This window comes from Burkholderia pyrrocinia (genome assembly GCF_022809715.1).
In the GTDB taxonomy this organism is placed as follows: Bacteria; Pseudomonadota; Gammaproteobacteria; order Burkholderiales; family Burkholderiaceae; genus Burkholderia; species Burkholderia pyrrocinia_C.
The window spans coordinates 1,507,198-1,530,091 of the sequence record NZ_CP094459.1; the positions used below are offsets into that span (position 1 = coordinate 1,507,198).

20 protein-coding genes and 1 pseudogene are annotated in these 22,894 nt (G+C 67.5%); 9 read left to right on the forward strand and 12 right to left on the reverse strand.

Annotation, left to right across the window (positions count from 1 at the left end):
- Positions 1–40: 40 nt before the first annotated feature.
- On the reverse strand, positions 41–1,279 hold the full coding sequence (locus tag MRS60_RS07075) for an MFS transporter (protein ID WP_243565465.1): 1,239 nt from the start codon (positions 1,277–1,279) through the stop codon (positions 41–43).
- Between the two features lie 404 nt (positions 1,280–1,683).
- Between MRS60_RS07075 and MRS60_RS07080 the strand changes: the two genes are divergently transcribed.
- Positions 1,684–3,366: a methyl-accepting chemotaxis protein gene (locus MRS60_RS07080; RefSeq protein WP_034183391.1), complete on the forward strand. Its 1,683-nt coding sequence runs from the start codon at positions 1,684–1,686 to the stop codon at positions 3,364–3,366.
- Positions 3,367–3,387: 21 nt separating this feature from the next.
- Here MRS60_RS07080 and MRS60_RS07085 read toward each other — a convergent pair whose 3' ends face one another.
- Genes MRS60_RS07085 through MRS60_RS07100 form a run of 4 tightly spaced genes read right to left on the reverse strand, consistent with a single transcriptional unit; the run spans position 3,388 to position 8,255 of the window.
- Positions 3,388–4,263: an efflux RND transporter periplasmic adaptor subunit gene (locus MRS60_RS07085; RefSeq protein WP_034183392.1), complete on the reverse strand. Its 876-nt coding sequence runs from the start codon at positions 4,261–4,263 to the stop codon at positions 3,388–3,390.
- A 12-nt stretch (positions 4,264–4,275) separates the two neighbouring features.
- Positions 4,276–4,479 (reverse strand): DUF1656 domain-containing protein, encoded by a 204-nt coding sequence (locus tag MRS60_RS07090; RefSeq protein WP_011351756.1) that lies wholly within the window; start codon positions 4,477–4,479, stop codon positions 4,276–4,278.
- Complete coding sequence (locus tag MRS60_RS07095; protein WP_217590431.1) at positions 4,476–6,680, reverse strand: FUSC family protein; 2,205 nt, start codon at positions 6,678–6,680, stop codon at positions 4,476–4,478. Before MRS60_RS07095 ends, MRS60_RS07090 begins: the two co-directional genes overlap by 4 nt.
- Before the next feature lie 15 nt (positions 6,681–6,695).
- Positions 6,696–8,255, reverse strand: a complete 1,560-nt coding sequence (locus MRS60_RS07100) for an efflux transporter outer membrane subunit (protein WP_243565466.1) — start codon at positions 8,253–8,255, stop codon at positions 6,696–6,698.
- A 157-nt stretch (positions 8,256–8,412) separates the two neighbouring features.
- Here MRS60_RS07100 and MRS60_RS07105 point away from each other — a divergent pair, with 157 nt between their 5' ends.
- Together MRS60_RS07105 and MRS60_RS07110 are read left to right on the forward strand one after the other, a co-directional pair.
- Positions 8,413–9,354, forward strand: a complete 942-nt coding sequence (locus MRS60_RS07105) for a LysR family transcriptional regulator (protein ID WP_105390696.1) — start codon at positions 8,413–8,415, stop codon at positions 9,352–9,354.
- A gap of 117 nt (positions 9,355–9,471) precedes the next feature.
- A complete protein-coding gene (locus MRS60_RS07110; protein ID WP_165948056.1) occupies positions 9,472–9,636 on the forward strand; it encodes a hypothetical protein in 165 nt (54 codons plus the stop codon).
- A gap of 79 nt (positions 9,637–9,715) precedes the next feature.
- Here MRS60_RS07110 and MRS60_RS07115 read toward each other — a convergent pair whose 3' ends face one another.
- From MRS60_RS07115 to wrbA, 4 genes and pseudogenes are all read right to left on the reverse strand, one after another.
- Entirely contained in the window at positions 9,716–10,546 is an 831-nt protein-coding gene (locus MRS60_RS07115; protein ID WP_217590432.1) for a metallophosphoesterase, read from the reverse strand.
- Positions 10,547–10,571: 25 nt separating this feature from the next.
- Entirely contained in the window at positions 10,572–11,993 is a 1,422-nt protein-coding gene (locus tag MRS60_RS07120; RefSeq protein ID WP_243565467.1) for an FAD-binding oxidoreductase, read from the reverse strand.
- Positions 11,994–12,011: 18 nt separating this feature from the next.
- On the reverse strand, positions 12,012–12,404 hold the full coding sequence (locus MRS60_RS07125) for a DUF2069 domain-containing protein (RefSeq protein ID WP_243565468.1): 393 nt from the start codon (positions 12,402–12,404) through the stop codon (positions 12,012–12,014).
- Positions 12,401–13,020 (reverse strand): annotated as a pseudogene (wrbA, locus tag MRS60_RS07130) (NAD(P)H:quinone oxidoreductase). Before wrbA ends, MRS60_RS07125 begins: the two are co-directional and overlap by 4 nt.
- 144 nt (positions 13,021–13,164) lie before the next feature.
- Here wrbA and MRS60_RS07135 point away from each other — a divergent pair.
- A complete protein-coding gene (locus MRS60_RS07135; protein WP_131946479.1) occupies positions 13,165–14,493 on the forward strand; it encodes a YihY family inner membrane protein in 1,329 nt (442 codons plus the stop codon).
- A 15-nt stretch (positions 14,494–14,508) separates the two neighbouring features.
- On the opposite strand, the gene MRS60_RS07140 is transcribed toward MRS60_RS07135, so the two are convergent.
- Positions 14,509–14,826 carry an Mpo1-like protein gene (locus MRS60_RS07140; protein WP_034183400.1) on the reverse strand — a complete coding sequence of 106 codons (318 nt, stop codon included), beginning with the start codon at positions 14,824–14,826 and terminating at the stop codon, positions 14,509–14,511.
- Positions 14,827–14,982: 156 nt separating this feature from the next.
- Here MRS60_RS07140 and MRS60_RS07145 point away from each other — a divergent pair, with 156 nt between their 5' ends.
- From MRS60_RS07145 to aroC, 3 genes are all read left to right on the forward strand, one after another.
- Positions 14,983–15,438, forward strand: a complete 456-nt coding sequence (locus MRS60_RS07145; protein ID WP_006488504.1) for a CBS domain-containing protein — start codon at positions 14,983–14,985, stop codon at positions 15,436–15,438.
- 142 nt (positions 15,439–15,580) lie between these two features.
- A complete protein-coding gene (locus tag MRS60_RS07150; RefSeq protein ID WP_217590434.1) occupies positions 15,581–17,515 on the forward strand; it encodes an MFS transporter in 1,935 nt (644 codons plus the stop codon).
- A 253-nt stretch (positions 17,516–17,768) separates the two neighbouring features.
- Positions 17,769–18,869, forward strand: a complete 1,101-nt coding sequence (gene aroC / locus MRS60_RS07155; protein ID WP_034183402.1) for a chorismate synthase — start codon at positions 17,769–17,771, stop codon at positions 18,867–18,869.
- Positions 18,870–19,018: 149 nt separating this feature from the next.
- On the opposite strand, the gene MRS60_RS07160 is transcribed toward aroC, so the two are convergent.
- Positions 19,019–20,692, reverse strand: coding sequence for an electron transfer flavoprotein-ubiquinone oxidoreductase (locus tag MRS60_RS07160; RefSeq protein ID WP_243565469.1), 1,674 nt, complete (start codon positions 20,690–20,692; stop codon positions 19,019–19,021).
- 179 nt (positions 20,693–20,871) lie between these two features.
- Between MRS60_RS07160 and MRS60_RS07165 the strand changes: the two genes are divergently transcribed.
- Positions 20,872–21,654, forward strand: a complete 783-nt coding sequence (locus MRS60_RS07165; protein ID WP_034184000.1) for an SDR family oxidoreductase — start codon at positions 20,872–20,874, stop codon at positions 21,652–21,654.
- A gap of 32 nt (positions 21,655–21,686) precedes the next feature.
- Positions 21,687–22,127: an acyl-CoA thioesterase gene (locus MRS60_RS07170; RefSeq protein ID WP_034184001.1), complete on the forward strand. Its 441-nt coding sequence runs from the start codon at positions 21,687–21,689 to the stop codon at positions 22,125–22,127.
- A gap of 117 nt (positions 22,128–22,244) precedes the next feature.
- On the opposite strand, the gene MRS60_RS07175 is transcribed toward MRS60_RS07170, so the two are convergent.
- Positions 22,245–22,790, reverse strand: coding sequence for a PAS and helix-turn-helix domain-containing protein (locus MRS60_RS07175; protein WP_034184002.1), 546 nt, complete (start codon positions 22,788–22,790; stop codon positions 22,245–22,247).
- Positions 22,791–22,894 lie beyond the last annotated feature (104 nt).

Below are 22,894 nucleotides of genomic sequence, written 5' to 3' on the forward strand. Positions count from 1 at the left end.
CCTTTGGGCCGGCCGCGGCGAGCACGCCGCGGCCGGCTTGTCACGCCTTCTTGCGCCGGCTGCTTTCGAGGTTCGGCAGGAACACCGTCAGCACGCCGATCAGCGGCAGGAACGAACACACCTTGTAGACGAACGTGATGCTCGTCGCGTCGGCGAGCTGGCCGAGCACGGCCGCGCCGACGCCGCCGAGGCCGAACGCGAAGCCGAAGAACAGGCCCGCGACCATCCCGACCTTGCCGGGCATCAGTTCCGTCGCATAGACGAGGATCGCGGCGAACGCCGACGCCAGCACGATGCCGATGATCACGGTCAGCACGCTCGTCCAGAACAGGTTCGCGTACGGCAGCAGCAGCGTGAACGGCGCGACGCCGAGGATCGACACCCAGATCACGTACTTGCGGCCGATCCGGTCGCCGACCGGCCCGCCGATCAGCGTGCCGGCCGCCACGGCCGCGAGGAACACGAACAGGTGGATCTGCGCGGCCTGCACCGACAGGTGGAACTTGTCGATCAGGTAGAACGTGAAATAGCTGTTGATGCTCGCGAGGTAGAAGTACTTCGAGAACACGAGCAGCACCAGCACGCCGATCGCGCCGATCACGCGGCCGCGCGACAGCGTCGGGTGGCCGGCCGCCGCGGCATTCTTCTTCATCGACGGATGCTTCTTGTACCAGTGGCCGATCTGTGTGAGCACGACCATCGCGACGAGCGCGGCCGCGGAGAACCACGCGATGCTGTGCTGGCCGTGCGGAATGATCACGAGCGCGGCGAGCAGCGGCCCGAGCGCGGAGCCCGCGTTGCCGCCGACCTGGAACACCGACTGCGCGAGCCCGTGCTGGCCGCCCGACGCCATCCGCGCGACGCGCGACGACTCGGGATGGAATACCGACGAACCGCAGCCGACCAGCGCCGCGGCCGCCAGCAGCATCGGAAAGCTCGTCGCGACCGACATCAGCAGCAGCCCCGCGAGCGTGAAGCCCATGCCGACCGGCAGCGAATACGGCTTCGGACGCTTGTCGGTATAGAGGCCGATGAGCGGCTGCAGCAGCGACGCGGTGATCTGGTAGGTGAGCGTGATCAGGCCGATCTGCGCGAACGACAGCGCGAACTGGCTCTTGAGCATCGGATAGATCGCGAGGATCAACGACTGGATCATGTCGTTGAGCATGTGCGAGAAGCTGATCGCGCCGAGCACCGGATAGACGGTGCGCGATGCGGGGGGCGCGGACGGCTGCGCGGCGGCTGCGCCGGCGGCTCCGGTGTCGAGGCTGGTTTCCATGTGAGCTGAACGAGTTGAGGTAACGGGCGCGCTCTGATGGGGATCGGCGCGTTTGGAATCGTTGATGCGTCAAAGAAGTGTAATGTGGCGCATCAGGAATGTCAGGCCAAGTTTTATCGCGAATCGGACATTCATCCGACAGATCGGCCGCTGCCCGTTTTTTTGACCGGGTATAACGCTGGCGGCGCGTCTGCCTGATTGCGAGGCCGCGCCGGAGCCCGGTTGCGTGTTTTACCGGACTCAAGAAACGGCGGTGGCGGCCGTAGAACGACCCAATGACCACAGGTGCGCCGCGCCCGGCACCGGCTATCCGCCGTGCAGGCGCAGGACGCGCGGCATGGCCTGCCATCGCGGAACGCCGGAACCGACCTTTCCGGCAGCGTGATCCATACGGGGATATATCGATGAAAGCAGCATCATTGCATCCGCGGCCGGGTGCGGCCGCCGCCGCACCCGACGTTGCCGCCGGTCGCGCCGCACGGCGCCCGCGCGCGGCGCGTCGTGAGCGTCGTGAGCGCCGGCCGTGGACCGTCAAGGCGACCTTGCGCGCCGCGTTCGCGATCCTGCTGGCCGGCACGCTCGCGATCGGCGTGTTTTCGCTGTGGCAGATCAGCCGGCTGAACGCGTCGATCTCGTCGGTCTACGAGCAGGGCCACGTCGCGAGCCGCGCGGCGCAGGAAGTCCGTGCCGAGGTGCTGCGGGCGAGCCGTGCGCAGAAGATGCTGCTGACCGCGACCACCGCGAAGGAGCGCGACGAGCTGGGCGCGGAGGTCGGCGCGGGGCTCGCGTCGATCGGCCAGGCGCTCGGCACGCTGCAGCGCTACGCGGATCCGGCCGACGCCGGCGATTCGGCGCGGCTGCGTGCGTTCTCGACGGCCGTCGGCACGTGGAGCGCGCATCTGCGCGATTTCGTCGCGCTCGTGCGCGCGCAGCCGCTCGACCTGTCGCAGATGAACTGGCAGGTTGGCACGCAGGACGTGTCGCTGCTGGTCGAAACCGGCAAGCTCGAAAAGCTCGTCGCCGAACTCGTGAAGACGCGCGGCGAGAAATCGAAGGCGACGCTCGATGCGTCCGCCACCATCTTCTCGTCGTCGTTCGCGATGATCGCGATCATGACGGCCGCGCTGATCGTGCTCGCGATCGCGATCGCCGAACGCGTCGTGCGGCGCCTCGCGTCGCAGCTCGGCGGCGAGCCCGCGCACGCGAAGGCGATTGCCGCCGACATCGCGCGCGGCGACCTGACGCGGCCGATCGCGCTCGGCCGGCACGACCGCGACAGCATGGTGCGCGCGCTGGCCGAGATGCAGACGGGGCTCGCGGCGACCGTCGGCGAGATCGCCGTCAGCGCAGAGGCCATCGCGGCCGCGTCCGGCGAGATCTCGACCGGCAATCTCGACCTGTCGCGGCGCACCGAGCAGCAGGCCGTCGCGCTCGAACGCACCGCGGCCAGCATGGAGCAGCTCACGTCGACCGTGCGGCAGAACGCCGAGAACGCGCGGCAGGCGAGCACGCTCGCGGCCAATGCGTCGGCCGTTGCGGAAACGGGCGGTGAAGTCGTCGGGCGCGTGGTCGCGACGATGAGCGAGATCGACGACAGCGCGAAGAACATTCGCGAGATCATCGGCACGATCGAGGGGATCGCGTTCCAGACCAACATTCTCGCGTTGAATGCGGCGGTCGAGGCCGCGCGCGCCGGCGAACAGGGGCGCGGCTTCTCGGTGGTCGCGGGCGAGGTGCGCCTGCTCGCGCAGCGCGCGGCGACCGCGGCGAAGGAGATCCGCGCGCTGATCGGCGCATCGGTGGAGCGCGTCGCGAACGGCGCGGCGCTCGCGCACGACGCGGGCCGCACGATGGACGACGTCGTGCGCGCGGTCAAGCGCGTGACGGACATCATCGGCGAGATTTCCGCGGCATCGGACGAGCAGAGCGCCGGGATCGAAGAGATCGGCCGCGCGGTCACGCAGATGGACGCCGGCACGCAGCAGAATGCGGCGCTCGTCGAACAGGCGGCGGCGGCCGCGAACGCGCTCGACGAACAGGCGCAGGCGCTGAAGTCGCTGGTCGGGCGTTTTCGCATCGCGGCCTGAGCGCGCCCGGCCGCTCCGCGCTTACGATTTCTTCTGCTTGATCGGATCGATGATGACCGTGCAGGTCGTGCCCGCCGACAGCACCACGTCGGCCGGCACTTCGTCGATCCGGATGCGCACCGGCACGCGCTGCGCGAGGCGCACCCAGTTGAAGGTCGGGTTCACGTCCGCGACGAGGTCGCGGCTTTGCGGGTTGTCGCGATCGTAGATGCCGCGCGAGATGCTTTCGACGTGGCCCTTCATCACGCCGCCGCTCATCAGCCGCATCTCGGCCGGCGCGCCGATCTTCACGCGCGGCAGCTTGGTTTCCTCGAAATAGCCGTAGACCCAGAACGAGTGGCTGTCGACGATCGCGAGCTTCGCCTGGCCGGCCACCGCGTAGTTGCCCTTGAACGTCTGCAGGTTCGTGATGTAGCCGTCGACCGGCGCGACGACGCGCGTGCGTTCGAGATTGAGCTTCGCGGCGTCGAGCGCGGCGATTGCCTGCTGGTACTGCGCATCGGCGCTCGACGCGCTGTGCGCCGCGTTCTCGCGGTTTTCCTTCGATACGACGAGCGCATCGAGATCGGCGCGGCGGGCCGCGTCGTCGCGGCGCATCTGCAGTTCCGCGCGGCGGGCGGCGACGGCCGCCTGCGCCTGCTCGACCGCGATCTGGTAGTGCGACGGGTCGATCTGCATGATCAGGTCGCCTTTTTTCACGAGCTGGTTGTCATGCACGGGCAGCTCGACGATCGCGCCCGACACGTCCGGCGCGACGTTGACGATCTCGGCGCGCACGCGCCCGTCGCGCGTCCACGGATCGTCCATGTAGTGCACCCACAGCGAGCGCCCGATCAGGATCGCGACGAGAAGGATGACGGCGGTCGCGACGAAGCCGAAGAGTTTTCTGAGAATCATGATGGTTCGGAATCAACGGTAAACGGCAAGACTCAGTCCGCCGCAAATGCAGACGAGAAGGCAGGCCCGGAACAGCGACGGGTGCCAGACCAGACGGTAGAGGCCTGTATAGGCGAGCAGGCGGTCGACGGCCCAGGTCGCGAGCGCGCCGAGGACGAACATCAGCACCACCGTGGGCATGTAGGCATCGAGAATGGCGATTTCACGCGGCATCATGACGAGGCTCCTGGTTGGGGACGCACGGGGCGGTTGCGGTTGAGCGGCTCGAGCGGCGATTCCGGATCGAGCAGCGCGGTGCGCACGAAATGCAGATGGCTCAGGATGCGCTGCAGCCGGTGGCGCTCGTCGCGCGTCGGCTCGAACGCGTCGAGCGTCTGCCGGGTCGCATCGATTGCGGCATTGGTCGCGGCGAGCGTCGCATCGAAGCGCGCGGCGCTCGGTTTCGCGAACAGCGTCGACAGCGAGCCGCGCATCGTCTCGATCGCGCGACGCCACGGCATCGCCGGCGCATAGCGCGGGTCGGACGGCAGCGTCGCCAGCTCGTGGCGCAGATCGATCGCCGCGTTGCCGGTTTCGAGCACCGCGAACATCCAGCGCAGCGCATCGCGCTGCACGTCGGGCTGGTCGGCCGACAGCGTGTGGGCCTGGTACATCAGGTCGCGCGCGCCGCTCTCGAAGCGCGTGCGCAAGCCGGCGAGCCGCGCGTGGCAGGCCGCGACGGCCTGGTGGCGCAGGTCGGCGAACAGCCGCTTCTTGAGCCACGGCGCGGTCGGCGGGAACAGCACCGCGAACGCGATCGCCGACGCCAGCATCGACAGCACGAGCGCGAGCGCGTCGTTCATGAAGCTGGTCGGATCGTAGTGCGTGATGTTGTCCGGGCCGGCGAGGAAGCTGAAGAAGATCAGGTAGCCCATCCCGTAGCCCGCGAGCTTCGGCTTCAGCGTCATGAAGATGCCGATCGCGAGCAGCGGCGCGAGCGCGACGCACAGCAGCGGGAAGCCGTCGATGTGCGGATAGATGCCGAACGTCAGCAGGAAACCCGTGCAGACGGCGAGTGCCGTTCCCATCCCCATCTGCGCGGACATCGCGGTCGGGCGCGGCGTCGACGACGCGAGCGCGCAGGTGGCCGCCGCCGTCAGCGTGAGCGTCACGCCGCTCGGCCATGCGCTCTCGATCCAGAACCAGCCGAGCACCAGGATCACGGTCGCGGTGCGAATCGCCGCGATCACCATCGCCGTCATGTTGGTGCGCGGCTCGTAGCGTTCGATCCAGCGCTCGCGTTCGTGCGTCGCGGTCGACAGCGACGCATAGGTCGCCGCGTACTCGTGCAGGTCGGTGATGAAGCGGTACAGCAGTTCGGCGGCTGTATCGAAGTCGAGCAGCGGAAAGTCCGGCTGCGTTTCGAGCGCCGCACGGGTCGCGCGGATGCGGCGCGGCAGCGCGTCGCGCCATGCGAGCAGTTGCTCGGCCGCGTGCCCCGCGTCGGTCGACGAGCGCACGGGTTCGCCCGTGGGCGTCAGCAGCAGCGGCGCGATCTCGCGGAAGTACGGCTCGATCGCGTCGATCGCGGCCTGCGCGCCGGCCGCATGCAGCCGGTTCATCAACTGGTGCAGCGCATGGAAACGGCTCGATGCGCTCATGAACTCGCTGTTCAGCCGCGCGAGGCGGCCGCTGCGCATCCGCGTATCCGGATCCTCGAATACGGCCATGCTGCGCGCGGCCTCGAACCCGACCACGTCGGCGACGAAGCGCGTATGGATGGTTTCGATATGCGCGCGGTCGAGCTTGCCCGACAGCGCCGAAGCAACATAGTCGACGAAGCTGCCGAAGCGCTTGCGCACCGTCGTGCGCATCTGCTCGCCCGTGTACTGCGGAAACACGAGCGCGCTGACCACGCCGGCCGACACGATCCCGACCATGATTTCGGCAACGCGCGTCAGCGCGCTCATGAACGCGCCGTCCGGGTGCTGCGAAGCGGGCAGCCCGATCAGCGCGGTCGTGTAGCCGGCCAGCAGGAAGCCGTAGCTGCGGAAGTTGCGGTTGCGTGCGGCGCCGGCCGTGCACAGCGCGACCCACAGTGCGACCGCCAGCAGGAACAGCTGCGGCTGCTGCGGAAACAAGCCGACGAACGTGAGCGTCGCGATGAGCCCGAAGATCGTGCCGGCGACGCGGTAGAAGCTCTTCGCGAGCACCGCGCCGCTTTGCGGCTGCATCACGATGAACACCGTGGTCATCGCCGTTTTCGGCGCGGGCAGGTCGAGCCGCATCGATACGCCGGTCGCGATGAACGCGGCGAGCAGCGCCTTGAACAGGTAGAGCCACGCGGCGCCGTCGCTGCGGGCCCAGTCGCCGAACGCGGCGGACCAGGCCGCGAGCGGACCGCCGGCGTGCGTGGAAGCGGGGGAGGAGGCTGACATGGCGGTCGCTCCGCGTTACCGTGCGGCCGGCGTGCCGGTCGCGGCGACCTGCGCGGGCCGGGCAACGGCCGCCGCGGGCTTCGCGTCCGACGGGTTGGCACCGTCGGCGGGTTGGTCGTCCGCCGGAACGTCTTTGCCCGTCTCGACGCCGCCGCCGAGCGCGGCCATCAGCTGCGCGTGCGCGGCGAGGCGTTCCGCATCGATGCGGGCCGCCGTCTCCTGCGCGCGCAGCAACTGCTGTTGCGCGATCAGCACGTTCACGTAATCGGTCAGCCCGCGGCGGAAGCCCTCGCGCGACAACTGGTAGCTGCGGTCGTTGGCGGCCACCGAGCGCGCGGCGTCCTTCTTCTGCGTATCGAGCGAGCGGATTCGCACGACCTGGTCGGCGATGTCCTTGAGCGCGCCGACGATCGTCTGGTTGTAGCGCTCGACCGCCTGGTCGTAGCCGGCATTCGCCGCGCCGAGCTGCGCGCGCAGCCGGCCGCCTTCGAAGATCGGCAGCGTCAGCGCGGGGCCGGCCGTCCAGCCGCCGTTCATCGCGCGCAGGAAGTCGGTGAACGGCGCGGTCACGCCGAAGCCGCCGACCGTCGCGAGCAGGTCGATGTTCGGGTAGAACGAGGCCTTCGCGACATCGATGCCGCGCGCCTGCGCGTCGACCGTCCAGCGCGCCGCGACCACATCGGGGCGGCGGCCGAGCAGGTCGGCCGGCAGCGCCGACGGCAGGCCGGACGGCGCGTCGAGCGCAAGCTGCGGCCGCTTGATCGCGTCGCCGGCGCCCGGGCCCTTGCCGGCCAGTGCGGCGAGCTGGTGGCGCGCGAGCTGGATCGCTTCTTCATAGCTGTCGATCTGGCGCTCGTAGTCGGGCAGCGTCGATTCCGCCTGGCTCACTTCGAGCTGCGTGCCGAGGCCGGCCTGCAGCCGCTTGCGCGCGAGATCGGCGAGCGAGCGCTGGCGTTCGAACGTTTCGTGCGCGAGGTCGAGCAGCGCATAGTTCATCGACATGCCGACATACGCGCGCACGACGTTGACTTCGAGTTCGAGCTTCGCCGCGCGCGCGTCGGCGGCGGTCGCATGCGCGGTGTCGAGCGCGCGTTCGGTCGTGTTCTTGTCCTTGCCCCACAGGTCGAGGTGGTACGACAGGCTGAGCGTGCCGGTGTTGTTCCAGGTATCGGCGTTCGCGAGCGGGCCCGGGCCGTAGAACACGTTGTCGGGCCAGTGCTCGCGCATCAGCGAAAGATTGCCGTTGATCTGCGGCAGTTCGGCCGAGCGGGCGACGCGCGCCATCGCCTGCGCTTCGCGCACGCGTGCCTCGGCGGCCGCGAGTGTCGGGTTGCCGGCCTGGGCGGCGGCGATCCAGGAATCGAGTTGCGGATCGCGGTAGGCGCGCCACCAGTCGGCCGCGGGCCAGCCCGCGTCGCGGTCGGCTGCGCGGATCGCGGCGCCGGCGTCGAGCGCGTTCGCTTCGATGCGGGCCGACTGCGGCTTGTTGTCGCCCATGCTCGCGCATCCGGCCATTATTAATGAGACTGCAAGAACCGCCAGTGCGAGCGTCCCTTTTGTCGCCGGAGACTGCACGATTTTCTCCCTTTCGGATATAGATGAGTCGGATGCGATTATATTTTTCAGTGATTCCTGAATAAATGGACAACGGTGCAAGTCATTTTTACGAATCCTGAGACAATACTTGTTCGCCTCTGTGCAACAATCCGTCCGGATTCAAACGGGTAATCGGATGGATACGTTACAAAACATGCGGGTATTCGTCCGCGTGGTCGACGCGGGGAGCTTTACCGCGGCCGCCCAGCAGATGAATTCGACCACCGCCTATGCGTCGCGCGCGGTCTCGGATCTCGAGGCGCACCTGCGCACGCGTCTCCTAAACCGCACGACGCGCCGGATCGCGCTGACCGAAGCCGGCGAGCGCTACCTGCAGCGCTGCGAGCAGATCCTCGCGTACGTCGACCAGGCCGAAGCCGAGGCCGGCGACGCGCACGCGCGCCCGTCCGGCAAGCTGAAGGTCCATTGCTTCACGAGCCTCGGCCAGCACTACCTGGTGCCGGCCATTGCGCGCTATCGCGAGCGCTATCCGGACGTGCACGTCGAGCTGACGCTCGCGCAGCGGATGCCCGACCTGCTCGACGAGGGGTACGACGTTGCAATCGTCGTCGGCCGCGACCTGCCCGATTCGGGGCTCGTGTCGCAGCGGCTCGGCGAGAGCTACAGCGTCGTGTGTGCGTCGCCCGGCTACGTCGAGGCGCACGGCGTGCCGCAGCGGCCGGCGGATCTCGCGCAGCACGTGTGCCTCGGGATGGTCGCGCCGGGCTTTCACTACGACGAATGGGCGCTGGCGGGGCCGAACGGCGAAGAAGTCGTTCCGATCACGGCGCCGCCGTTTCGCGTGAACGTCGCCGAGGCGCTCGCGGTGGCCGTGCGGGAGGGGATGGGGATCGGCGGGCTGCCGCTTTATTCGGCGATCGGCTGGCTGCGCAGCGGGCATATCGTGCGCGTGATGCCCGAATACCGGTCGCACGTGATGAACATCTACGCGCTCTATCCGTCGCGTCAGTACCTCGACGCGAAAATCCGTACCTGGGTCGATTTCCTGCGTGACGAACTGCCGTCCACGCTCGCCGCCGACGAAGCCGCGCTCGAGCAGTACACGCGTGCGACATGAGCGCGCGGTTGACTGCAATCTGACGAGATTTGTCCTTCACGCAACATTTTTTTACGAACGCGTGTCTGACAGTTTGATACTGTTAAAGTAATCGATATACGTCACCCCGGAGTAGCAATGGATACGCACCTGATGATCGGCCTTGGAGTCCTGCTTGGCGCAGCCGCTGCCGCCGCGGCGACCCGCGACCTGCTGCGTGCGATGAAGGCGAAGGCACGGATGAAGCCGGTGCCGGTGCGCGTGCGCGCGGCACAGCACGGATCGCGCCGCAGCGACCGCTGATCGGGCCATATCAGCCCGTACGACCCGTATCAGCCCCGGTCGGAGAAGGCCGCGCAACGCGGCCGGGCGGGCTTGGCGTTCAGCCGAGCTCGACGACCTTGTCCCACGCGAACGCGGTATTTTCCAGTTCGCCGGTGCGCCGGCGGATGTAGCCGCGCGGATTGCACACCACGCGCGTGCCGCCGTCCGCAACATAGTCGAATGACGTATGCGTGTGGCCGTGGATCCACAAATCCACCGGCGGCCGCACGAGTTCAGCCATATCCGTGACGAACCCCGCCGACGCAAGGTCTTCCGCATAGCGTTCCGCCAGCGAGCGCCGGTGCGGCGCATGATGGGTGACGACGATCGTCCGCCCCGCGAACGGCACCGCGAGCTGGGCTTCCAGCCACGCGCGGCCTTGCCGATGCAGCGCGATCGCGTCGGCCGGCGAGAAATCCCGTTCCGCCGCGCCCGGTGCCGCATGCAGCGCCGCGTCGTGCGGCCAGGTCACCTGGATCAATCCCTTGAAATCGAGCATCACGCGCAGCGCGGCTTCGATTGAGGTGGCGATGCTGGCTTCGTCGCTGCCGAACAGCGAGAAATCGGCCCACAGCGTCGTGCCGAGCACGCGGAAGCGCTGTTCGGGATCGACGTAGACGCCGTTGTTCAGGTAATGCACGTTGTCGAGCGCATGCGCCGCGTCGCGCATCGCCGCCTCCAGCGCGCCGAATTCCCCATCGTAGTACTCGTGGTTGCCCGGCACGTAGATCACCGGCACGGCCGGGTCGAACGTCTCGGCGGCCCAGCGCAGGCCTTCCGCGTGATTGTGGATGTCGCCGGCGAGCACGACGAGATCCGCGTCGGCATGCGCGATCACGTCGGGCTGGTTGCTTTCGAGATGCAGGTCGGACAGGATGCGGACTTTCACGGGCTTCGCTCCGGAGTGGGCGGCTTCAGCGCAGGACCTTGCCGGGATTCATCAGGCCGCGCGGGTCGAGCGCGGTCTTCAGCGTGCGCATCAGCGTCGTTTCGACCGGCGACTTGTAGCGCTGCGCGTCGTCGATCTTCAACTGGCCGATCCCGTGTTCCGCGCTGATCGTGCCGTGGTGGCGGTGCACGTTGTCGTAGACGATCCGGTTGATCGGCGCCTGGAACGCGGCGAGGAATGCCTTCGGATCGCCGCCTTCGGGCATCTGCACGTTGTAGTGAAGGTTGCCGTCGCCGAGGTGGCCGAACGTGACCATCCGCGCGCCCGGCGCGGCCTGCTGGATCGCCGCGTCGGTCTCGTCGATGAACCGCGCGACCGACGAGATCGGCACCGCGATGTCGTGCTTGATGTTGAGACCCTCGTCGGCCTGCGCGAGCGGGATGTGCTCGCGCAGGTCCCAGAACGCGCGCGACTGCGCGAGATTCTCCGCGACCACCGCGTCGACCACGAGCCCGGCCTCGAACGCTTCTTCCATCAGTTTCTCGAACAGCGCGCGCGCATGCGCTTCGCTTTCGTTGTCGGACAGTTCGAGCAGCACCGTCTGCGAATGCGTCTGCGCGAACGGGTAGCGCAGTTGCGGGTAGTGCTTGCCGACCAGTTGCATGCAGAAATCCGACATCAGCTCGAAGCCGGTCAGCAGCGGCCCGGCCGCACGCTGCGCGAGCGAGAGGAAGTCGAGCGCCGCGTGCGGCGATTCGAGCGCGGCGAGCGCCGTGACCTGCGCGGCCGGCAGCGGATGCAGCTTCATCACGGCAGCGGTAATGATCCCGAGCGTGCCTTCCGCGCCGATGAACAGGTCGCGCAGGTCGTAGCCGGTGTTGTCCTTGCGCAGCCCGCGCAGGCCGTCCCAGATCTCGCCCTGCGGCGTCACGACCTCGAGCCCGAGGCACAGCTCGCGCGCGTTGCCGTAGCGCAGCACCGCGGTGCCGCCAGCATTGGTCGACAGGTTGCCGCCGATCGTGCAGCTGCCTTCCGCCGCGAGGCTCAGCGCGAACAGCCGGCCGCCTTCGCGGGCGCGTGCCTGCACGTCGGCGAGGATCACGCCGGCTTCGACGGTGATCGTGTTGTTGTGCGGATCGAGCGCACGCACGCGGTTCAGGCGCGCGACGCTCAGCACGGCCTGGCTGCCGCTCGCGTCGGGCGTCGCGCCGCCGGCGAGGCCCGTGTTGCCGCCTTGCGGCACGAGCGCGATGCCGTGCGCGTTGGCCAGCTTGACGAGCGCGGCGACTTCGGCCGTGTTCGCGGGTTTCAGCACCGCGCACGCGACACCCTTGTAGCGGCGGCGCCAGTCGGTCAGGAACGGTTCGGTATCGTGCGGATCGGTCAGCACATGGTCGGCGCCGATCGCGTCGCGGCACGCGGAAACGAAAGCTTCGGAGGACATCATTACCTTGTCGCGTAAGGGTCAGGACGCGGCGCGCGACTTTTTCGCCGCGCGCTTGAACGGCGCGACGTACGCCAGCGCCGCCACGAAGAAGCCGACGGCAAGTGCGGTCTCGCACCAGCCGAGCGTTGCGGACAACCCGCCATCGGACATGCCGCGCACGATGCCTTCGGCGAAATAGACGAGAATCAGCATGCTCGCCCACTGCATCGTATAGATGTTACGCCGCCAGACGCCGGGCAGTGCGAGCGCGAGCGGCACGGCCTTCAGCATCAGCGCGGAGCCGCCCGGGCGCAGCGGCGCGAGCCACAGCTCCCACGCGAGCGACAGTGCGATCAGTGCGACGAGGCACGCGACGGCGGCCAGCGCGCAGCGCGGCCGGGCAGCGACGGCGGGGCGGGCGGGCGCGTTCATGCGGCGTCGGCGGCCTGGGCGTTGGAGAGGGCGGCCGCCGCGCGTGCGAGCCGCACGCCGAGCGCGGCCGCGAGCGCCTTTTCGTCCGCCGACAGCCTTTCGGGGTCGGCGCGGCCGTGCTGCGCGACATGCGACGCGCCGTACGGCGTGCCGCCGGTGCGGGTCGTGCTGAGCGCGGATTCGGTGTACGGGATCCCGACGATCATCATCCCGTGATGCAGCAGCGGCAGCATCATCGACAGCAGCGTCGATTCCTGGCCGCCGTGCAGGCTGCCGGTCGACGTGAACACGCTCGCCGGCTTGCCGGTCAGCGCGCCCGACAGCCATTGCGGCGTCGTGCCGTCGAGGAAATACTTGAGCGCGGCGGCCATGTTGCCGAAGCGGGTCGGCGAGCCGAGCGCGAGGCCCGCGCATTCCTCGAGGTCGCGCAGTTCCGCATAGGGCGGACCGTCGGCGGGAATGTCGGGGCGCTGGCTTCGCAGACCGTCGACACGGGCGGCACGGTGCGGATGCGTGCCTGCATGCCAGGCACGCTGTCGATGCCGTTGGCGATCGCGAGCGCGAGATCGCGCGTGGCGCCGTGACGGCTGTAATAGAGGACGAGGATGTCTTTCATGGGCTACGGAACCGCGTGCGGCCGCGCGCGTGCCCGGTGCAGTCGGCCCCTGCTGGATCGAGCGGCTATTATAGGGGCTGAAGCCGTCGCGCAGCGCGGCGGCGGCGCGCCTGCGGGCGCGCGGCATCAAGAAGGAGAAGCCGTTTGCCGAAGTTGAACGTCGATCTCGACACCATCAAGCGCCTCGCGCAGTTCGCGGCCCGGCGCAGCGCCGAGGATCGCATTCCGCAAGTGGCGGGCAGCCTCACGTTCACGACGATGCTGGCGCTCGTGCCGCTCGTGACGGTCGCGTTCGCGCTGTTCACCGCGTTCCCGATGTTCGCGTCGTTCCAGCTGTCGCTGCAGGGGTTCCTCGCGGATCACCTGATGCCCGCGCAGTTCAACATCCAGATCTTCAAGTACCTGAACCAGTTCGCGTCGAAGGCCAAGGGGCTGACGACGGCCGGCCTGATCGTGCTCGTCGTCACGTCGGTGATGACGATGATGACCATCGAATCGGCGTTCAACCTGATCTGGCGGGTGCGCAAGCCGCGGCCGTTCGCGCAGCGCGTGCTCGCGTACTGGGCGCTGATCACGCTTGGGCCCTTGCTGTTCGGCGTGAGCCTGTCGATCTCGTCGTACCTGTTCACGCAGTCGCTGGCGTTCACCGGCGCCGCGCCGTCGACGTCGATCGTCGAGTGGCTGCTCGCGCTCGCGTCGCTGCCGCTGACGGTGCTCGCGTTCACGCTGCTGTACGTGTACCTGCCGAACTGCACGGTCGCGTGGCGCGACGCGGTGATCGGCGGGCTGTTCGCGGCCGTCGCGTTCGAACTCGCGAAGCGCGGCTTCGGCTACTACGTGCGGCGCATTCCGACCTATACGGCCGTGTACGGCGCATTCGCGGCGCTGCCGGTGTTCCTGCTATGGGTGTATCTCAGCTGGTTCGTCGCGCTGCTCGGCGCGATGGTGACCTCCGCGCTGCCGGCGATCCGCGTCGGCCAGTTCCATCGCATCCACTATCCGGGCAGCGACCTGCTCGATGCGCTCGAACTGCTCGCGCGGCTTGCCGAGGCGCGCGCGGCCGGCAAGCCAGGGTACGCGGCGCTGCGGCTCGCGGCCATGCTGCGCTGCGACATGGAAACCGCGCAACGGCTGCTGACGACCATGGAGGAACGCGAATGGGTCGCGCGGCTGGACGGCGGCGATGCCGCGCCGCGCTATGTCCTGCTGGCGAACCCGGAGCAGCTGACCCTGGCGCAACTGTTCGACGTGCTGGTGATCGACCGCACGGAGCTGACCTACCAGTTGCAGCGGCGGCGCAGCCATGTCGACGGCGCGGCGCTGCTCGAGGTGCTGTCGAACGAGCGGTTCGACGTGTCGCTCGCGTCGCTGATCGCCGCGCACCGGCTCGCGGGCGCACAGCCGACGGGTATCCCGGGGCAGGCGCCGGACGGCGTGCCCGACCCGCACGCGCGGCCGCCGCGGCCCGCGTGAGTGCGGGGCTGGCGGCTACAGTGAAATCTTGCCGATGCAGATGTCCTTGAACATCACCCAGTCGCCCATCAGGCTGTAGATCGGGTGCCGGAACGTGGCCGGGCGATTCTTCTCGAAGAAGAAGTGTCCGACCCACGCGAACCCGTAGCCGCAGACGACAGCTGCCGGCAGCCACAACCAGTGGCCTGTCGCGATCGCCATCGCGACGCAGCCGATCACGCCGAGCGAGCCGATGAAGTGCAGCCGCCGCGACGTCAGGTTCTGGTGTTCGTTCAGGTAATACGGGTAGAAATCAGCGAAGCTGGCGAATTGCTCCGAATGCGTATGCGCCATGGCCGTCTCCTCGGGCCGCTGTTCATGCGGCCATTGTGCGGCCGGCGGCCGGTGTCCGCAAGCGGGGCGGCCCGCCGCGCCGGCCCGTGCTTTCCTTTTGACAGGCTTTCCGATAGGATCGAAAGAGGTTTTGCATTCAAGCATGAGGGGACTACGATGCGCGTCAGCGATATTCTGAAAGTGAAGGGCAACACGCTGTTTACGGTGACGCCCGATAAGCCGCTGCGCGAAGCGGTCGATACGATGGCCGAGCACGACATCGGTTCGCTCGTCGTGATGGAGTACGGCGATCTCGTCGGGATGCTGACGTTCCGCGAGATCATCCTGCGCCTGCACGTCAACGGAGGTGCGATCGGCGACGTGCAGGTGCGCAAGGTGATGGACGAGCCGCTCACGTGCACGCCGGAAACGGACGTCAACGAAGTGCGCCGGATGATGCTCGAGCGCCACGCGCGCTACATGCCCGTGCTCGACAAGAAGGTGCTGATGGGCGTCATTTCGTTCTACGACGTCGCGAAGACGGTCGTCGAGGCGCAGAGCTTCGAGAACCGGATGCTGAAGGCGTACATCCGCGACTGGCCGGAATCGGAAGCCGAAGCGCACAAGCCGTGAACCACGCCGCGCCCGGCGCCCTGACGCGCGGGCGTCGCCATCCGGCACGCGGCGGCGCAGGTTTGTCCTGCGCCGCCGTTTTTTCAACGACAACACAACAAGGCCCGCGCAGCTTCGCCAAGACGACGCGCGCGTATTCCGCATGAGCGATCAAACGCAAGCCACTTCGGGGCGGCGCGACGAACGGCGCGCCCACGCATCGCAGTTCGACCTGCTGCGCGAGCGCCGTTTCGCACCGTTCTTCACGACCCAGTTCCTCGGCGCGCTGAACGACAACGTCTTCAAGATCGGCTTCACGTCGCTCGTCACCTATCACACAGCACGGTTCTCCGGTGTCGACGCGAAGACCGCCGCATTCCTGATTTCCGCGATCTTCATCCTGCCGTTCGTGCTGTTCTCGGCGACGTCCGGCCAGATCGCCGACAAGTACGACAAGGCGACCCTCACGCGCTTCGTGAAGACCTTCGAGATCGTGCTGATGCTGGTCGGCGCGGCCGGCTTCGTCACGCACAGCGCGGCCCTGCTGTATCTGTGCACGTTCATGATGGGGATGCACTCGACGCTGTTCGGGCCCGTCAAGTATTCGTACCTGCCGCAACATCTCGGCGAGCACGAACTGGTCGGCGGCAACGGTCTCGTCGAGATGGGCACGTTCATCGCGATCCTGATCGGCACGATCATCGGCGGCGCGGCCGCTGGCATCGAAGGCAGCGGCGAGCGCGTGCTCGCGGTGAGCGTCGTCGTCATCGCGATCGCGGGGCGGCTCGTCTCGCAGCGCGTGCCGTCCACGCCGGCGCCGCAGCCCGATCTCGCGATCAACTGGAATCCGTTCAGCGAGACCTGGCGCAACCTCGGGCTCGCGCGGCAGAACCGCACCGTGTTCCTGAGCCTGCTCGGCATCTCGTGGCTGTGGTTCGTCGGCGCGACGTTCCTCACGTCGTTCTTCAATTTCGCGAAGGACGTGCTGTCCGCGAGCCCCGACGTCGTCACGATCCTGCTCGCGACGTTCTCGGTCGGCATCGGCCTCGGTTCGCTGCTGTGCGAGCGCCTGTCGCAGCGGCGCGTCGAGATCGGCCTCGTGCCGCTCGGCTCGATCGGCATCAGCGTGTTCGCGATCGAACTGTATTTCGCGAGCCACGCGCTGCCGTCGCCCGGCCACCTGCTGTCGGTCGGTGAATTCCTGGCCGGCGCGCGCCACTGGCGCATCCTCGCCGACCTGTTCCTGCTCGCGATGTTCGGCGGCTTCTACAGCGTGCCGCTGTACGCGCTGATCCAGAGCCGCAGCGCACCGACGCACCGTGCGCGGATCATCGCCGCGAACAACATCCTGAACGCGCTGTTCATGATCCTGTCGGCCGTGATGGCGATGGGGCTGACCAAGGCCGGCGTCGGCATCCCGGGCCTGTTCCTCGTCACCGCGCTGCTGAACGTCATCGTCGCGGCGTATATCTACCTGCTCGTGCCCGAGTTCCTGCTGCGCTTCGTCGCGTGGGTGCTCGTGCACACCTTCTACCGGATTCGCCTCGTGCACGCGGAGCGGATTCCGGCGGAGGGTGCGGCCGTGCTCGTCTGCAACCATGTCAGCTATGTCGATGCGCTCGTGCTGGCCGCCGCGAGCCCGCGCCCGATCCGTTTCGTGATGGATCACCGGATCTTCAAGACGCGCTTCGCGAGCTGGGTGTTCCGGCATGCGAAGGCGATCCCGATCGCGCCGCGTCACGAGGACCCCGGGATGCTCGCGCGCGCGTACGACGCGTGCGAGGCCGCGCTGAAGGACGGCGAACTCGTGTGTATCTTCCCCGAGGGCAAGCTGACGAAGACGGGCGACATCAACACGTTCCACCACGGCATCACCGAGATCCTGAGCCGCACGCCGGCGCCGGTGATTCCGATGGCATTGCGCGGATTGTGGGGCAGCTATTTTTCGCGGCATTCCGATGCGCGGATGCCGCGGCCCATCAAGCGCGGCGTGATGAGCCGGCTGACGCTGGCGGTCGGCGAGCCGATTCCGGCGTCGGTCGCGACGCCCGAATCGCTGCAGGCCGCGGTGACCGAGCTGCGCGGCGCTCGGAAGTAGGCGGGCGGGGTGCCCGCCGGTATCGCGTCGGGCGAGTATTTTGCCTGGAAGCGGGCCGGAACGGGCTTCCGGCAGCACCGACCGGGCTGCGCGTGCACGTACCGTGCGCCCGGCCTGCGTCTCGTGCGGCACGCTCTGTCGGGACGGCTGGCATAATAGCGGCTTACCTCTTTTTCTCGACCGGCAAACGATCGACCTGCCTGCGGCCCGGGCGGCGCATCGGTTTGCTCATTTCTCTTTGGGCGGTTCCATCATGTCCGGCAATACCCTCGGCACGCTTTTCACTGTCACGACCTTCGGCGAATCGCACGGTCCCGCGATCGGCTGCGTGATCGACGGCTGCCCGCCGGGGATGGGGCTGACCGAAGCCGACATCCAGGTCGAGCTCGATCGCCGCAAGCCCGGCACGTCGCGGCACGTGACGCAACGGCAGGAGGCCGACGAGGTCGAGATCCTGTCGGGCGTGTTCGAAGGCGTGACGACCGGCACGCCGATCGCGCTGCTGATCCGTAACACCGACCAGCGCAGCAAGGACTACGGCAACATCGTCGAGACGTTCCGTCCCGGCCATGCCGATTACACGTACTGGCAGAAGTACGGCATCCGCGACTACCGCGGCGGCGGCCGCTCGTCTGCACGCCTGACCGCGCCGATCGTCGGCGCGGGCGCGGTCGCGAAGAAGTGGCTGCGCGAGCGCTTCGGTGTCGAGGTGCGCGGCTACATGAGCGGCCTCGGCGAGATCGACGTGCCGTTCGTCGACTGGTCGCACGTGCGCGAGAATCCGTTCTTCTCGCCGAACGCGGCGGTCGTTCCCGAGCTCGAGGCCTACATGGATGCGCTGCGCAAGGATGGCGATTCGATCGGCGCGCGCATCGACGTCGTCGCGTCGGGCGTGCCGGTCGGCTGGGGCGAACCCGTGTTCGACCGTCTCGATGCGGACATCGCGAAGGCGATGATGAGCATCAACGCGGTGAAGGGCGTCGAGATCGGCGCGGGCTTCGACAGCGTCGCGCAACGCGGCTCCGTGCACGGCGACGAGCTGACGCCGGGCGGCTTCGTCGGCAACCATGCGGGCGGCGTGCTCGGCGGGATCTCGACGGGACAGGACATCACCGTGTCGATCGCGATCAAGCCGACGTCGAGCATTCGCACGCCGCGCCGCTCGATCACGAAGGCCGGCGAGGAGGCTACGGTGGAAACCTTCGGTCGCCACGATCCGTGCGTCGGCATCCGCGCGACGCCGATCGCCGAGTCGATGCTCGCACTGGTGCTGATCGACCATGCATTGCGCCATCGTGCGCAGTGCGGCGACGTCGAGACGACGACGCCGAAGATCGCGGGCAGCGCGACCTGACGCAAGCGGGCGGGGCGCGGTGCGCCTCGTCTCGACCGTCGAGCGACGAATGCAAACGGGGCGCTGCGTGATGCAGCGCCCCGTTTCGTTTGCAGCAGTGTGCAGCGGCCCAAAAAAACGCGCCGCTCGTGGCGGCGCGTTCCGGCAGGTTACATGTTCGGATAATTCGGCCCGCCGCCGCCTTCGGGCGTGACCCACACGATGTTCTGCGTCGGGTCCTTGATGTCGCAGGTCTTGCAGTGCACGCAGTTCTGCGCGTTGATCACCAGCCGATCGCTGCCGTCGTCGTTCTTCACGAACTCATAGACCGCCGCCGGGCAGAAGCGCCCCTCCGGCCCCGCGTACGTGCGCAGGTTCACGTTCACCGGCACGCTCGCATCCTTCAGCGTCAGGTGCGCCGGCTGGTTCTCCTCGTGGTTCGTGTTCGAGATGAACACCGACGACAGCCGGTCGAACGTCAGCTTGCCGTCCGGCTTCGGATACTCGATCGGCTCGCACTGCGACGCCGGCTTCAGCGTCTCGTGGTCTGCGTGCTGGTGATGCAGCGTCCACGGCACGTTGCCGCCCATCACCTTCTGCTCGAGCCCGACCATCAGCGTGCCGAGATACAGCCCCTTGGCCATCCACTGCTTGAAGTTGCGCGCACGGTACAGCTCCGTGTACAGCCACGACTGCTTGAACGCGTCCGGGTACGCGTTGAGTTCATCGCTCTGGCGGCCGGCCTGCACCGCGTCGAACGCGGCGTCGGCCGCCAGCATGCCGGTCTTGATCGCCGCGTGGCTGCCCTTGATCCGCGATGCGTTCAGGAAGCCCGCGTCGTCGCCGATCAGCGCGCCGCCCGGGAACACCGTCTTCGGCAGCGACAGCAGGCCGCCCGCGGTGATCGCGCGCGCACCGTACGACACGCGCTTGCCGCCTTCCAGGAACGCGCGGATCGACGGGTGCGTCTTGTAGCGCTGGAATTCCTCGAACGGCGACAGGTACGGGTTCGTGTAGCCGAGGCCCACCACGAAGCCGACCACGACCTGGTTGTTGTCCATGTGATACAGGAACGAGCCGCCGTACGTATCCGACTTCAGCGGCCAGCCGGCCGTGTGGATCACGAGGCCCGGCTTGTGCTTCGCGGGATCGATTTCCCACAGCTCCTTGATGCCGATCCCGTACGCCTGCGGATCGGCGTTCGCGTCGAGCTTGAACTTCGAGATCAGCTGGCGGCCCAGATGGCCGCGGCAGCCTTCGGCGAACAGCGTGTACTTCGCGTGCAGCTCCATGCCGAGCTGGAAGTTCTCGGTCGGCTCGCCGTTCTTGCCCACGCCCATGTTGCCGGTGGCGACGCCCTTCACCGAGCCGTCGTCGTTGTAGAGAATCTCCGCGGCCGGGAAGCCCGGGAAGATCTCGACGCCCAGCGCCTCAGCCTGCGTGCCGAGCCAGCGCGTGACGTTGCCCAGCGAGATCACGTAGTTGCCGTGGTTCTTGAAGTTCTCGGGCAGCGCCCAGTTCGGCGTGGTCACCGCGCTCTTCTCGGACAGGAACAGGAAGCGGTCTTCCGTCACCTCGACGGTGAGCGGCGCGCCCCGTTCCTTCCAGTCGGGGAACAGTTCGGTGATCGCGCGCGGGTCCATCACCGCGCCCGACAGGATGTGCGCGCCGATCTCGGAACCCTTCTCGAGCACGCACACGCCGATCTCGGTGCCTTTCTCGGCGGCCAGCTGCTTGAGCCGGATCGCCGCCGACAGCCCGGCGGGGCCGCCGCCGACGATCACGACGTCGTATTCCATCGATTCGCGCGGGCCGTATTGCTCGATGAGGCTTGCGGGGGTCATTGGCGTTCCTCTAACCGTTAGAATGCTTTTATTCGGGAGCGTATTGTCTGCGAAACGAAACGCTTGCCGCAACAGCATGCGTCTAGATTAGCACGATCGTTCTATTTTTTGTGCTAGGGTTATGCCGGCCGAGCCGTGTTGCCCGGGCTGGCGAAATGACATCGAAAGGGGATGTGCAAATGGGTCGATCGATCAATCTGGAAGGCAAGGTTGCGCTGGTCACGGGCGCGTCGAGCGGCCTCGGGCAGCGTTTTGCGCAGGTGCTGTCGCAGGCCGGCGCGAAGGTCGTGCTCGCGAGCCGACGCGTGGAGCGCCTGAAGGAACTGCGCGCGGAGATCGAGGCGGCAGGCGGTGCCGCGCACGTCGTGTCGCTCGACGTCACCGACGTCCAGAGCATCAAGGCGGCGGTCGCGCACGCGGAGACGGAAGCCGGCACGATCGACATCCTCGTGAACAATTCCGGCGTGTCGACGATGCAGAAGCTCGTCGACGTGACGCCGGCCGATTTCGAGTTCGTGTTCGATACCAACACGCGCGGCGCGTTTTTCGTCGCGCAGGAAGTCGCGAAGCGGATGATCATGCGCGCGAACGGCAACGGTAACGGCAAGCCGCCGTGCCGGATCATCAACATCGCGTCGGTGGCCGGCCTGCGCGTGTTTCCGCAGATCGGGCTGTACGCGATGAGCAAGGCCGCGGTCGTGCAGATGACGCGCGCGATGGCACTCGAATGGGGGCGCCACGGGATCAACGTCAACGCGATCTGTCCGGGCTATATCGATACCGAAATCAATCATTACCTGTGGGAAACCGAGCAGGGCCAGAAGCTGCAGTCGATGCTGCCGCGCCGGCGCGTAGGCAAGCCGCAGGATCTCGACGGGCTGTTGTTGCTGCTCGCGGCCGACGAGTCGCAGTTCATCAATGGTTCGATCATCTCCGCCGACGACGGCTTCGGCCTCGCCTGAGCGGATGACATTCAGCAACAAAGAAGACTGCAATGAGCGCAACAAGCGATTACTCACCCGTTTTTGAGATGTCGATGCCGATCCGCTGGGGCGACATGGACGCGTTCGGCCACGTGAACAACACGGTCTATTTCCGCTACATGGAGCAGGCGCGGATCTCGTGGTTCGAGGAACTCGGCATCGCCGGCGGCAACGGCGAGGGGCAGGGGCCCGTCATCGTCACGGCGTCGATGGAATTCCTCAAGCAACTGCATTATCCGGGCGACGTGATCGCGAAGATGTCGGCCGCGAAACCCGGCCGAAGCAGCTTCGACACCGGTTTCGAGCTCACGCGTGCGGACGATCCGCAGCACGTCTATGCGCGCGGCAACGCGCGCTGCGTGTGGGTCGACTACGCGCTCGGCAAGTCGGTGCCGCTGCCGCAACTGTTGCGCGACACGATCGAGCGCGCGCTCGCGACGAAAATCGTCTGAGCGCCGATACGGCGAGACCGGCGCCGTCGCGCCGGTGAGTCGCGATGCCCGTTTGTTACCCGAATCGGCCGCCATGCGCGGCCGATTGTCATCCGGGCGCCGCCATTCACTGCCCGTTCATTGCCCCAGCAGGCGCTGCACCAGCTCCGGCGTGTTGTTCGTCCCGTACTTGCGCATCAGCCGTGCGCGGTAGATGTCGACCGTGCGCGAACTGATGTCGAGCACGCGCCCGATCTGCTTGCTGGTCTTGCCGGTCGCGAGTTGCGCGGCGATCTCGCGCTCGCGCGGAGTCAGTTCGACCGCGACGCGGCGCGTCGCGCTCAAGTCCTCGAAGGTCCAGACGCCGTCCGCGAGCGGCGCGGTGCGGTCGAGCGCACGGCCCGTCACGTGGCACCAGAACAGCTCGCCGTCGGCCCGTTTCATGATTCTGTCGTCCGAATAGATGCCGTTTGCGGCCATCACGCGCGAGATGCGCTCGCCGATTCGCTGGAATTCGTCCGTCGACGGGTAGAGCACCTCGTACGATTTTCCGATCAGGTCGGCCCGCGCGCAGCGGAAGATCGACGCGAGCGCGTCGTTGCAGTCCTCGATTACGCGGTCGCGCGACATCACGAGGCCGAGCGGCGCGAGGTGGAAGGCAGTCTGGTAATCGAGAGCGGGCATGGCGCAGGCAACCGGAGGCAAACGCTTATGTATTTTTGCGTATTGTGCCGCATCCGCGCCGCATCGTACCCTTTCAGGCATCTCGCGGCAGTTCGCCGCGACAT